This is a genomic window from Acinetobacter sp. YH16052, assembly GCF_013417155.1.
Taxonomy (GTDB): Bacteria; Pseudomonadota; Gammaproteobacteria; order Pseudomonadales; family Moraxellaceae; genus Acinetobacter.
Map to the genome: position 1 here is coordinate 1 of NZ_VPEO01000002.1, position 12,761 is coordinate 12,761.

The following is a 12,761-nucleotide window of genomic DNA, read 5'->3' on the forward strand; positions in this document are numbered from 1 at the left end:
GAAATTCATGCACGTGTAGCAGTCCTCAACAGATTTACGGAATTAGGTCGACCACTTACCCAAGTTACGCCTTAAATTTGGCTCAATTAGGGGCGCTTTGCATTTCAAATCTTTGTGCAACAAAGTCCAATGAAGGTGACTTATAAAGAAACGCCAATATTCAGGTGTATTTTGGCTGAAAACTTGAATAGACCTGATAAGAACTCGTTTACATATTTTTCGACTTCCCTTCCTTTTTCATTTCGAATCCAGAAATGGCCTACCTAAGATCGCAATATTTAGACTGATGAGAGAAGAACATTTCTGATGATCTTGAGATTTGCCATTTCCTCAATGACAGGTTAAGAATTGCGTTAATCAACCAAGAAGGCATATATTTACAGCTGAAATACAATGTTTTAGCGTGAACTCAACTAGAATCAAGTGAGTATGCAATGTTTCTGATTTGCGAATTCAAAACTTATCTAGTGTGTTGTTGTATGTTATGAATAAGTGCTGAGCAGGGCACACATCCTATTCCCGACAAACCTAAAACAAGCACATCTCAATCCTTGATGGAACAATCTATGCAATGTCCTAAATGTGGCTCAGCTGATATCGAACAGCGCGATCATGAACAGAATTTAAAGAAAATTGGCGGCATTCTCATGAGTTCAGCGGGTGCAACTGCAGGGACTGTGGGTGGCGCTGCTTCAGGTGCATCGATTGGCGCTGCAATTGGTACAGTAGCCGGACCTTTAGGTGTGATTGTCGGCGGAACCGTAGGCACTTTTGTCGGTGCAATCAGTGTCGGGATTACCGGCGGTGTGGTCGGTAATTTTCTGGGGAAAAAAGCCGGGGTTTCTGTCGACCGTAATCTGTTTCAGGATTATCAATGTCTGAAATGCAAATACAGATTTAGTCAAAAAGATCAAAAAGATCAAAAAGATCAAAAAGATCAAAAAGATCAAAAAGAAGCCTAATAAAATTCAGGAAATGAAGTTCATGCTTCATTTCCTGTGAGTGCTTGTCAGACTCGATTGAGTTTCAGTACCACTTCACCTAAACGCTTGCCTTGTACTTCACACAGAATTTTTTCATCCTGACTCAGGCCCTGATCATGCCGTGGGCCGCTGACATGACTAGCGCCATAAGGCGTACCACCAGTTTTGGTATTCGAGAGTGCCGGTGTTGAGTTACTAAGCCCCATGATCATCATGCCATGATGGAACAACGGCGGCAGCATGGTCAGCAAAGTACTTTCCTGTCCGCCATGCATGGAACCTGATGCCGTAAACACGCAAGCCGGTTTACCGTGTAGCGCTCCATTCAGCCACAGACTCGTGGTCTGATCCCAAAAATATTTCATTTCAGAGGCCATATTGCCAAAACGGGTCGGTGAACCAAGCGCCAGGCCGGCACATTGCGCCAGATCGTCCAGAGTACAGTAAATATCCCCTTCTGCCGGAATACTCGGTTCAGCGACTTTTACCATGCTGGATATATTTGGAACTGTCCTGATTTTTACTGCCACGCCTGCCGCTTCAATTCCATTGGCAATCAGATGCGCCATTTCTTTGGTTGAGCCATATTTGCTGTAATATAAAACAAGGACATAAGGTTGCATCATGGTTCTTATTCATTACTTAAAAAAATAAAACTATACGATACTTTGCAAGTTTTTTGGTTAAGCTGATGATGAAAATTCATGATGATTAAAAAAATTGAGATTGGATGCAGATGATTGTTAAGTATTTAAAGAAATTACCTTTCTATGAAAAACACTGGTTTCAATTTGTTTTATTTGTACTTCGACGCTTTGAAACAGACCGCTGTCGCGAACAGGCAGGTTCCCTGACCTATACCACCCTGTTCGCCGTAGTGCCGATGCTGACGGTTTTTCTGGTGATTATTTCTTCCATTAAAGCCCTAGAACCTGCGCGGCAGCAATTACAGCAGCTGATTTATAGTAATTTTTTACCCAAAACCACCATTGCCTTTGATAAGGCCCTGAATGCCTTTACCGATAAATCCAGCAATCTCACCATCATTGGTATTCTGTTCTTGTTTGTGACGACAGTATTGATGCTCAGCAGTATCGAAACGGTGTTTAACCGCATTTGGCGCGTGACTGAAACGCGGGGCGGAATTATGGGCTTTATGCGTTACTGGACCATCATTTCGCTCGGGCCGATTTTACTCGGCAGTGCATTTGTGATTTCTTCGACCGTGGCATCCATGAGCATTCTCAGCAATAACTTTGCCGGTTATGAGCTTGATGGCGCTTTTGTCCTCTGGGCGATTTCCTTTTCTTTGACTGTACTCGGATTTTTCATTTTGAACTGGACCATCCCGAATCGCAGTGTACCGCTTAAATCTGCCTTTATTGCCGGTCTATTTAGTGCCGTGGTGTTTGAGCTGCTGAAAAATCTGTTTGGCTATATCATGTCAAACTTTACCAGCTATGAGATCGTCTATGGTGCCTTCGCCGCCGTGCCGATTTTCCTGCTCTGGATTTATCTGTCGTGGATTATTGTGTTATTGGGGGTTGAAATCAGCTATGCCCTGACGGCGTTTGAATCTGGGCAGGACAATAAACGCCATCCCATCGTCATGCTGCTGGATCTGTTAGAATTATTTTATAAAAAGCAGAAAACTGGTGAAAGCATCAGTGAAGCCCAAGCACTTGAGGTCTTAGGCCGGGATGAAATTGGACGCTGGCCGAGCTATGTCGCCATGTTTGAAAAGCAGAATTTGATCAAACGTACCGATGAAAATGAATATGTGCTGGTTCGTGATCTGGATCAGGTCAGCTTCTGGAATTTTTATCTGCAATTACCCTATCCACTGCCACGCAAAAACCATCTCACCAATGCCCAGACTGATGACATCTGGATGCAAAATTTCTCACCTAGATTACAGGAAACCGATCAATATCTGGAAGAAAAACTCAATTTTCCATTGTCCGAACTGTTCCGACATAAATAAAAAAATCCTCTCGCTTGAGAGGATTTTTTTTAACTGATAGCGGTAGATTTCCAGCAAACAATCGCACCTACGCTTACCAAGGCTGTCCCGATCCAGAAACTGAGTTCGGGCCTGACATCCGGAATCAGCATCGACATGACTGAAGAAAAAATCGGCATAAAATAGGTGGCTAAAATCAGCACCTTGATATTGCCGAATTGCATGCTCTGATTCCAGTTACTATAGGCGATATCAATCAGACTGCCTACCACCGTAATTCCCAGCCATAGCTTGAATGTGGGCATGATAAAAGGTTCGTTTAATCCTAAATGTAAGAGCCATAAGCTGATTACAGCGACCAAAAAGAAAATCGGTACACCATTTTGTCCGCGGCCGTAGGTTCTGGTCAGAACGCAATAGCAAGGCCATAACAAAGCGCCGAGAAAGGCAAAGCCATAGGCCCAAGGATTTTCAGCTAAAGCCTGCATAAACTTCGGCAGATTAGTGATTTCTGGATTGACCACCAGCATCAGTCCCATTACGGCGAGCAGAAAGCCGGGAATCACCCAGAGGCGGGCCTGCAACTGCCGGGTAAAAATCGAAAAAACAATCATCAAGGGTGGCCACAGATAATTGATCATGGCAATCAGCATCACTTGTTCACGATTATCCGACCATGCCACGGCAACCAGAAATAGAATCTCATAAGCCACAAATAAAGCGCCACAACCGAACAGATAGCGCTTGGACATTTGCTTGATTTTTGGGAAACCCGTGAATGCCAAAATCGCCAGACTGCTAAAACTATAAATTAAAGCAATCCCCTGCACTGCACTTGTAGATTCAGTAATCAGTTTCACTACAGCGACCAGACTAGCCCAGATCAGAATGGAAGACAGGCCAATCCAGGTCGCTAAATTTACAGACCAGTTTTTCATACTTGCTCTTGAATAGTTTTATTGATATTCGGTTTTTTCAGCCATCCCTGCAAACTCACCAGAATCACGCCCAACATCACCATACAGGTGCCGATAATAAAATTGATTTCGATATGTTCATCCAGAATCAGCACCCCGAACAGCATGCCGAATACAGGGGTCAAAAAGGAAAATACCCCCAACCGTGATGCCAGATAATGTTTCAGCATCCAGAACCAGATCAGATAACTGGCAAAGGAAATCAGTACGGTATGAAAAATCAGACTGGAAATAGACAACACCGTCCATTGAATAGCTGCTTGCCCAGTCAGAACAGCCAGAGGCAATAACAGGATTCCACCCATCAATAATTGATAGAACAAAGTCTGGGTTGCAGGTGCTTCAGCCAGCCGGCTCAGACGTACACTGACTGTGGTGGCTGCCCAGAATACGCCGCCAAGCAAGGCCAGAAAATCTCCCCACAAGGCATCAGTCTGTAGACCTGACCCCGTTTGTGGACGTAACAGAAAACTGACTACAATTCCGCTAAAGGCGAGAAATATTCCGCCCCATTGCACAGCAGACAAACGCTCTGCCGGCAATTTCCAGTGCAAACCCAAAGCCACAAAAATCGGTGCGGTATAGAGTAAAACAATCGTATGCGAGGCTGAGGTATAACGCAGTGCCTCACCAATCAGATAGAATTCGGTTGCAAACAACACACCGACCAGCAATCCTGCAGGTAAATAGCGTGCATTCCACAGTTGACGGCGTACGCTTTGCCGAATCAAGGGATAAACCATCAGCGCAGACAAGGCTGAACGCAAGGCAATTTGCATCAGGGCTGAAATATCATTCGCGGCCCACTTCAGTACCACCTGTTGTAAACCCCACAACATACACAATACAAACATGATGGCAGATGCTTTGGCATCTAATACGTGACGCTGGCTCACATACGGTCCTGTTGCTCATTTGGAAGGTACACTATAAAAGTGTCAGAAATAAAAGATATACTTCAAAACAGACAAATGATGGTGTTATTCAGGCAATTTCGGTGATGCATAAAAAAATCCAAGCAGATTCAGCTTCGCTCAAGCAACTTCCGACCCATGATCTGATTAAAGCACCTCTGTGGATCAGCTTCAGGGAGGATCCTGCGCAATCTGTTTATCCGCTACATGGCCATGCTTGGGGAGAATTTGTCTATGCTTTTCATGGCGTGATGGAAGTGAATATTAATCATATAAATTATGTGACGCCTTCACCTCACGGCATCTGGCTTCCACCGAATTTAGAGCATCGTGGTCTGAACCGTACCGCGGTTTCTCATGGCACCCTGTATGTGCATGAATCGCTGTGTAGCCAACTTCCCACTCAACCGGGTATCTTGCTCAGTGCGCCTCTGGTCACTGCTTTATTTACCCACCTGAAACAACTGCATCAGCAAGATCATCCAGCACTCGAGAATTCAGCTGAATATCAGCGTCTGCTACAGGTGCTGCTTGATCAGCTCCAGCAAGCCCAACTGGTCAGCAGTTATCTACCGCATTCAGAACATGCATTGCTGAAACAGATTTTAGATTATTTACATCAGCATCCGGCGGATCAAAGCTCGCTGCAGCAACTGGCCGAACGCGTCAATTTAACTGAACGGACGCTAGCCCGATACAGCCAGAAAGAACTGGGAATGTCACTGCATGAATGGCGGCAACGCCTGAAAGTGATGCAGGCCATGTCTTTATTAAATGCAGCACATAGTGTTGAAAGCATTGCCTTTGATCTGGGCTATGCCAATGCCTCGGCATTTATCAGCATGTTTAAACGCTGGATGGGAACCACCCCTGATCAGTTTCGCAAGCGTTATACTGTTAATGATTAAAATTATGCATATGAAAAAGGAGCCCATTGGCTCCTTTGATTCAAAATCTTGGTTATTTCACAAAAGTCATCCAGACATAATCCTGAGACTGCCCTTTGAGGGTCATTTTCAGTTGATCGCCTGAATGTAATGCCGCAACGCCTGCCGGTGTACCGGTCATCACCACATCACCTTCTTCCAAAGTAAAGACCTGACTGATATCAGCCAGCAAGGTCGCAATATCAAAAATCAATAACGCAGTATCACCTTTTTGACGCAGCTCATCATTGACTTCAAGTGTGTAATGCACATCTTTCCAGTCAGTAACCACATCCGCTACAGGCACCCAGTCCGACAACAGACAAGAACCATCAAAGGCTTTGGCACGTTCCCAAGGCTGGCCTTTTTTCTTGAGATCATCCTGTAAATCACGCAAAGTTAAGTCCAGACCTAAAGTCACCGCACCCACAGCTTCAAGTGCTTTCACAGGATCGCTTTCTTTGCTTAAAGTCCGGTCAATACGCAAGCTGAGTTCACATTCATAATGACAGTTGCCCCATTCCGGATTCCATTCAATGCCTGCTTCAAGCGAACTTAAGGCACTCGGAGGCTTAATAAACAATACCGGACGATCAGGGATCGCATTGCCGAGTTCTTTGGCATGATCGGCATAACTGCGACCCACACAAACGATTTTGGATGGACGTGTGCTCATGATCAAAACTTCCCTTTTCCTTTTATAGATATCTGAATTATTTTTTAAATGTATGCTCGAACATACTCTGTTCAGTGCCGTCCTTAAAAGCACGCTTCGGTACGATCACGACGGTACGGTTTTTCAATTCCAGCATATAAGTCAGTTTACCGACAGCAAAATTCTGAACTTCGCTATATGGCACCAGCTTGCTACGATCATTATTAAAAATTTCCGCATAGTCCTGATATAGATCAATGCCCTGTTCGCTTTTACCAAACTGATATTTAACAAACTGGCGTTTAAACATCATCGGCAGGAACCAGTAACGCATGATGCCTTGCAGGAGCAGAAAGAATGCGCCCAAAGCCACGTAATAACGTCCGACGCCATCAAAGCCCATCGAGAAACCCCAGATGATGATCCCGATACTGACCAGAGGCGTCAGAAAACGTGAAATCTGCTTTTTACCAAACGTCGCCAGGGCAAAACCATCCTGAGATTCTTCTAAAGTCAGAAAATAACGGGTCGATAAAGTCGGTGCTGACTCAGTCATAGCATCACATCAAAAATAAAATCTTGCCCAATACTATACCAAAATATCCATAGCGCTTATGGCCTGTCGCATCAATTACATAACTTTGCTTTGGAAATACGTGCATTTGGTTTTAAATAAACAGCAATTAAAACAAAAAATACGCAACAGGATGTTGAATGAAAGGATTAAAGCAATGCATGCTCATCGGTGTTTGTTTGACAGTTTCTGCCCCAGCACTGGCCAAAATCATTGCCTGGAATGCCGAACTTCCGAGCAGTCTGAGTGCTTATCAAGGCAATGCCCAGCAACTGGCAGAATTAACCGGCGAGCGGATTCTGATTTATGCGCATCCCTCATCTAAAACCCAGCTTCCGACCTTAAACAGCAATGCAGCCAGCAAGACACAGTTTTATAGTGCGGCTGTGATATTGCCGGTAGCTGAAGCTCAGGTTGAAAAATTGCTGCAACATTATCCGAATTATGTCGGCCTGTTTCCGACCTTAAAGTCGGCCAAGGTGCTGGAGCAGCAGGGTTCGATTCAGCAGGTTAAATATCAGGTTCATATCCCGACCCCGATTCCAGTCTTGAACTTTAAAGAAACCGTAGTGATGCAGCATCATCTGGGTGAAAACAGCATCAGCACCTTAATTATTGATGCGCCGATTCCCTATGGTGCAGGAAAACTAGAATGGTTTGCACTGGGTCCACATAAAACTCTGGTGACTGTCACCCAATGGGGCGACCTGAATCAACCTAAAGGCTTTTTATTCAGTAAGATTCTGAATGCGCTGCCTGAAGCTAAACTCGGCATTCCTCCGAGTACCAACGCATTTCTGCTGGAAGCACTACAACAACGTTTTAAAGACGAGCATACAGCAGCGCTAGCAACTCCGATTCCGCAGATGAGATTCAACCCTCAACAGCTACAAAAAATTGCCCAGATCAGCCAAAAATCTGGCCAACCAGTCAGTTTCATTTTGCCGAACTATCAGATTAAAGAAGGAAAAGCCTCAGAAAATTTAAGATTTAGCAGCACCTATCAATATTTTGCGCATCCGGTCGAAAAATTGCGGCCGTGGTTGGCTGCTGAAGCAACCCAGCAACTTTTCCCCCGGCAGATCAAGAAAGTCGAACTCAATTCGATCAATAACCAGAATATAGATGCCAACTATAAGGTTTCGGTGGGTTTGGGCGTGATTCAAATTCCATTTAATTTCAAGATGCGTTTTTACCAGCCTGATTCCCTGCAAAACCAGTTTAATGCCAATGGTGGCGACTTGAAGTTTGTAAAAGGTGGCATGCGCTTATTGCCACAGTCACAAGGTACCTTATTTCAAATTACCAGCAGCATGAAAATTCACGATCAGGCGCCGTTCTTATTAAGAGCCATGCGCAGTATGCCCTATCACGATGTTTTACCTGCGGTAGGCGGCAATACCGTTTATGCACTGAAAGTGCAGCAGAAATTAAGATGAGAGGAAGCAGAGAGTTATTGGTTTTTTATATGAAAATAGTTAAAAATCACAGACGTAAAAAAACCGCATCAACGTGCGGTTTTTTCAGAATTCTTATCAAGATTGGTGCGCTCAGAGAGATTCGAACTCCCGACCCCTTAGTTCGTAGCCAAGTGCTCTATCCAGCTGAGCTATGAGCGCGACGTCTTGATGGGGTGCATTATACGAGCTTTTTCAGTCTTGTTAAGTGTTTTTTAATAAAATCACAACTGAATGTACAGTAATTAAACGATGTATCAAAATTTATAGTTTTCTGCTGAAAATTTCTGCGGATTTAGAGCTAAAAACACTTAATTAATTCAATCAAGAGGCTTGTATTTTCCAAAAATTCCATCACTACGCAATGGGTCAGCCTTAAGTATTCTTAACCAGGTATTCAGCCAGAATAGAATTCAAATATAAAACGACCATCATCCTTGTACACTTTATCACTCGCCTATTGTTCCAGTCTTTACTTCTCCTGCCCTTTGATAATGCGTAAACACAATACCATTTGAGCTGGCCAGATGATCTATCAATTGAAAAGCGGCGGGTATTGATTCATGGCTAAACAGGCGTTTGCCAACACCGAGTATAATTGGAAAAGTCAGCAGACGAAGTTCGTCCACAAGCTCATATTTGAAAAGTGTCTGTACGACTGCAGCACTACCATACACGCGAATATCCCCCTCTCCCGATGCTTTAAGATTGATTATCTCATCAATGCTTTTCAGAAAAAGGGTATTTTACCAGTCGGAATGCTCCAGACTAGTAGAAAGAATATATTTATTGACGTCATTGATTCCCGGCCAGTCTTCAGTATGTGTGGGCCAGTAAGATTCAAAAATCTGAAAAGTGTTTTTCCCCAAAAGAATATCGGAGGGCTGCATCCATTTTTGCATGATGGCATCAAATGCCGGATCAGGTTCCGCGTTAAAATACGGCGCCACCCAGCCACCATATTGAAAACCACCAGATATATCTTCTTTCGGGCCGCCGGGCGCCTGCATCACGCCATCTAGGGTCAAAAATTCCTGGACAATGATTTTTCTCATCACGACTGCCTTTATTTTTATTCACTCGCCTGAGACTTATTTTTAGCACGTGCTGTCTGGTGTTTCTGTAAATTTTAGGCACAAAAAAACCGCAACATGTGCGGTTAATTGTTCAAGTTGGTGCGCTCAGAGAGATTCGAACTCCCGACCCCTTAGTTCGTAGCCAAGTGCTCTATCCAGCTGAGCTATGAGCGCGTAACTTGTGTGCCTAGGTTGGCAATACGTTTTTTTGCTTAACTTACTTGGTGCGCTCAGAGAGATTCGAACTCCCGACCCCTTAGTTCGTAGCCAAGTGCTCTATCCAGCTGAGCTATGAGCGCGCGACATAAGTAAGCGTGGCGGTGAGAGAGGGATTCGAACCCTCGATACAGTTACCCGTATGCGTCCTTAGCAGGGACGTGGTTTCAGCCACTCACCCATCTCACCGTAACGTGCGGCCATAATACAAATTTCGGCATGGCACTGCAAGCGCAGCATCAAAAAAAAGTGCATATTTTTGCTCGTTTAAATACTTTTTAAGCAATTCCTCGATTTTTCGTGCATTTTGATAGTAAAAAACTGCATAAATTTCCAATTATCGAAAATTAACAGAAAATTGAAAACTTAAATGGATTATTGCAATCATTTACGTGCAGTCTGCGCACACATGTTTTATGCTAAACCTATCTCCTAAGATAAATTTAAAGACATGATGAAAAACTGGGTCGATCCTGAAGCAAAAGCTGAAGCCGAACGTTATGACAACCCTATCCCTAGCCGCACGCTCATTTTAGAAACCATCGAAAAGAACAATGCCCAGTCCCATGCAGACCTGGTCGAACATTTTGAAATTGCAGATCAAAAAAGTATTGATGCCCTGAGCCATCGTTTAATTGCGATGGTGCGTGACGGGCAACTGATGAAAGACGGCTACAAGTTTCAGATTGCCGTCGAGCAACCTGAATCCGAAGCGACGGTTTATATCAATTCCCGGGGGATGGGAACTGCCAACATTTCCGGCCAGGACGACCTATTACTGGCTGAGCGTGAACTGCGCCTGGTCTTTAATGGTGACCGCGTTAAAGTGCGTCAGACTTCGGTAGACCGTAAAGGTAAGGCCTGGGGCTATATTACTGAAGTTGTGCAGCATCGTGTCAAACAGATCATTGGTAAAGTGTCAGAGTATGATGGTGAATACTTTATCCAGCCAGCCAACCCGAATGCACATCAGCCAATTACCCTTGAAAAAGAACTGATTGAACATGCCCAAGTCAATCTGGGTGACTCGATTCGTGTGGCGATTGATACCTATCCGACCCGTGAAGAATTCGCGACTGGGCATATTGTGCAGTCCATGGCAGACAAGGCCGATACTGAAATCATCATTCCACAAACCATTTTAGAATATGGTTTGCCTTATGAATTCCCGGAAGAAGTTGTTAAAGAAGCCGAGAGCTTTAAAGAACCAACGGCCAAAGACCATGAGGGTCGTGTGGATCTGCGTGATTTAGCCTTAGTTACTATTGACGGTGAAGATGCACGTGACTTTGATGATGCCGTTTATGCCGAAAAACGTCCCGGCGGTGGTTATCGTGTAGTCGTAGCCATTGCCGATGTCAGCCATTATGTGCGTCCAGGCAAACCGCTGGATGATGAAGCGCAGGAACGCGGGACGTCAGTCTACTTCCCGCACTTTGTTTTACCGATGCTGCCTGAAGCATTGTCGAATGGCCTGTGTTCGTTAAATCCGAATGTTGACCGCCTATGTATGGTCTGTGATTTAAAACTGTCACGTGCTGGCCGTGTTACCGGTTTTGAGTTCTATCCATCTGTTATGCATTCCAAGGCACGTTTGACCTATGATCAGGTCGCACAGTATCTGGAAGGTGACAGTCAAGCCATTACCGAAGACCGTGAAGTTCGCAAGTCGATCAACACCCTGTTCCAGCTTTATCAAGTTCTTAAAAGTTTACGTGCTGAACGCCATGCCATGGAATTTGAAACCGTCGAAACTTACATGACCTTCGACGAACTGGGCGGAATTAAAGAAATTTTGCCGCGTAGCCGTAATGATGCGCATAAGCTGATTGAAGAATGTATGTTGCTGGCCAACGTGGCAGCCGCAGAATATGCATTGAAAAATGAAATGCCAATGTTGTACCGTGTGCATGAGCCACCAGAGTTCTCACGTATCCAGAAAGTCCGTGACTTCGTCAAGCTGCTAGGTTTGAATTTCCCGGAACAGCCGACTCAGAAAGATTATCAGGCGGTGATTGAAGCGACCAAAGAACGGATTGATGCACCAAGTATTCATGCCGTGTTATTACGCTCCATGATGCAGGCTTACTATGGTGCGAGTAATGCAGGCCATTATGGTCTGGCTTATGAAGCCTATACACATTTCACTTCACCAATTCGCCGTTATCCGGATTTGTTATTGCATCGTGCAATCAAAGCACATTTAAATAACAAGCCATCTCCGCTTTCAGGCGGTGCTTTAGATGAAGCTGGTGACCATTTCTCTGCCACAGAACGTCGTGCAGATGAAGCGTCGCGCTCGGTGACGACCTGGTTGAAATGTCATTATATGCAGCAGCATCTGGGCGAAGAATTTGTCGGCATTATTAGTGCAACGGCAGAATTTGGCCTGTTTGTCACGTTAAAAGATCTGTATGTCGATGGTATGGTGCATGTCAGCCAGCTAGGTGATGACTTCTTTGTCTTTGATCAAAGCAGCCAGAATCTGATCGGCCAGAACCGTGGTCAGGTCTTTGGTCTGGGTGATGAAGTCAAAATCAAGGTTGCCGGTGTCAATCTGGAAGAACGTAAGATCGATTTTGAACTGGTGCAACAACTCAGTCATGCCGGCCGTGCAGTTCGTGCCCGTGCACCGCGCGTGAGTGAGAAAAAACCAGTATCACGTCCAGCAGCGACAGAAGAAGTGTTTGGCAATAATGAACGTGAATCTAAATCCAACTTGAGCGCCGATGGAGAACAACCCATACGACGCAAAAAAGGAAAACCCAGCTCTTACAGTAAAAAGTCTGCTAAACCATCTGCAGGAAAGTCTGAAGCAAAGGTTAAAGATAAAGTAAAGAAAAAGGCCAAGGTCAAAAAGAAAAAGTCGAATGCAAAAGCCAAGACTGAATAATTTTTGATGGTTTAAAAAGAGCGCTACGGCGCTCTTTTTTCTTTTAAACCTTATCCAGAATAAATACGATTAGAGTAAAATACTTACCGCATCGAATCATCAACTTAGATCAGTCTGATCAGGTACC

Annotated in this window: 10 protein-coding genes, 4 tRNA genes and 1 pseudogene; 5 read left to right on the plus strand and 10 right to left on the minus strand. The window is 44.5% G+C overall.

The genetic code is table 11. The features are described 5' to 3' along the window. The first annotated feature begins 554 nt into the window (after positions 1-554). Positions 555-962, plus strand: coding sequence for a hypothetical protein (locus FTV42_RS01380; protein WP_171054336.1), 408 nt, complete (start codon positions 555-557; stop codon positions 960-962). Positions 963-1,009: 47 nt separating this feature from the next. On the opposite strand, the gene wrbA is transcribed toward FTV42_RS01380, so the two are convergent. Beyond that, on the minus strand, positions 1,010-1,606 hold the full coding sequence (wrbA, locus tag FTV42_RS01385) for an NAD(P)H:quinone oxidoreductase (RefSeq protein ID WP_034438516.1): 597 nt from the start codon (positions 1,604-1,606) through the stop codon (positions 1,010-1,012). Between the two features lie 113 nt (positions 1,607-1,719). Between wrbA and FTV42_RS01390 the strand changes: the two genes are divergently transcribed. Continuing rightward, positions 1,720-2,967, plus strand: a complete 1,248-nt coding sequence (locus tag FTV42_RS01390) for a YihY family inner membrane protein (protein WP_004281448.1) — start codon at positions 1,720-1,722, stop codon at positions 2,965-2,967. Between the two features lie 29 nt (positions 2,968-2,996). Here FTV42_RS01390 and yddG read toward each other — a convergent pair whose 3' ends face one another. Together yddG and FTV42_RS01400 are read right to left on the minus strand one after the other, a co-directional pair. Continuing rightward, on the minus strand, positions 2,997-3,884 hold the full coding sequence (gene yddG, locus FTV42_RS01395) for an aromatic amino acid DMT transporter YddG (RefSeq protein WP_180037180.1): 888 nt from the start codon (positions 3,882-3,884) through the stop codon (positions 2,997-2,999). Continuing rightward, on the minus strand, positions 3,881-4,819 hold the full coding sequence (locus FTV42_RS01400; protein ID WP_180037181.1) for a DMT family transporter: 939 nt from the start codon (positions 4,817-4,819) through the stop codon (positions 3,881-3,883). Before FTV42_RS01400 ends, yddG begins: the two co-directional genes overlap by 4 nt. Before the next feature lie 104 nt (positions 4,820-4,923). Here FTV42_RS01400 and FTV42_RS01405 point away from each other — a divergent pair, with 104 nt between their 5' ends. Continuing rightward, the gene (locus FTV42_RS01405) at positions 4,924-5,745 is read left to right on the plus strand and encodes a helix-turn-helix domain-containing protein (RefSeq protein ID WP_180037182.1); all 822 of its coding nucleotides are present in this window, start codon (positions 4,924-4,926) and stop codon (positions 5,743-5,745) included. Between the two features lie 52 nt (positions 5,746-5,797). Here FTV42_RS01405 and FTV42_RS01410 read toward each other — a convergent pair whose 3' ends face one another. Next, positions 5,798-6,439 (minus strand): fumarylacetoacetate hydrolase family protein, encoded by a 642-nt coding sequence (locus tag FTV42_RS01410; RefSeq protein ID WP_180037183.1) that lies wholly within the window; start codon positions 6,437-6,439, stop codon positions 5,798-5,800. A 37-nt stretch (positions 6,440-6,476) separates the two neighbouring features. After that, positions 6,477-6,974 (minus strand): YcxB family protein, encoded by a 498-nt coding sequence (locus tag FTV42_RS01415; RefSeq protein WP_004645081.1) that lies wholly within the window; start codon positions 6,972-6,974, stop codon positions 6,477-6,479. A 158-nt stretch (positions 6,975-7,132) separates the two neighbouring features. Between FTV42_RS01415 and FTV42_RS01420 the strand changes: the two genes are divergently transcribed. Further along, on the plus strand, positions 7,133-8,431 hold the full coding sequence (locus FTV42_RS01420; protein WP_180037184.1) for an SRPBCC family protein: 1,299 nt from the start codon (positions 7,133-7,135) through the stop codon (positions 8,429-8,431). Between the two features lie 103 nt (positions 8,432-8,534). On the opposite strand, the gene FTV42_RS01425 is transcribed toward FTV42_RS01420, so the two are convergent. From FTV42_RS01425 to FTV42_RS01445, 5 genes and pseudogenes are all read right to left on the minus strand, one after another. Continuing rightward, a tRNA-Arg gene (locus FTV42_RS01425) sits at positions 8,535-8,611 on the minus strand. A gap of 287 nt (positions 8,612-8,898) precedes the next feature. Beyond that, a pseudogene (locus FTV42_RS01430) lies at positions 8,899-9,504 on the minus strand (dihydrofolate reductase family protein). Between the two features lie 118 nt (positions 9,505-9,622). Beyond that, a tRNA-Arg gene (locus FTV42_RS01435) sits at positions 9,623-9,699 on the minus strand. Between the two features lie 48 nt (positions 9,700-9,747). Further along, a tRNA-Arg gene (locus tag FTV42_RS01440) sits at positions 9,748-9,824 on the minus strand. Positions 9,825-9,840: 16 nt separating this feature from the next. Then, a tRNA-Ser gene (locus tag FTV42_RS01445) sits at positions 9,841-9,930 on the minus strand. 262 nt (positions 9,931-10,192) lie between these two features. Here FTV42_RS01445 and rnr point away from each other — a divergent pair. Next, entirely contained in the window at positions 10,193-12,634 is a 2,442-nt protein-coding gene (rnr, locus tag FTV42_RS01450; RefSeq protein WP_180037185.1) for a ribonuclease R, read from the plus strand. Positions 12,635-12,761 lie beyond the last annotated feature (127 nt).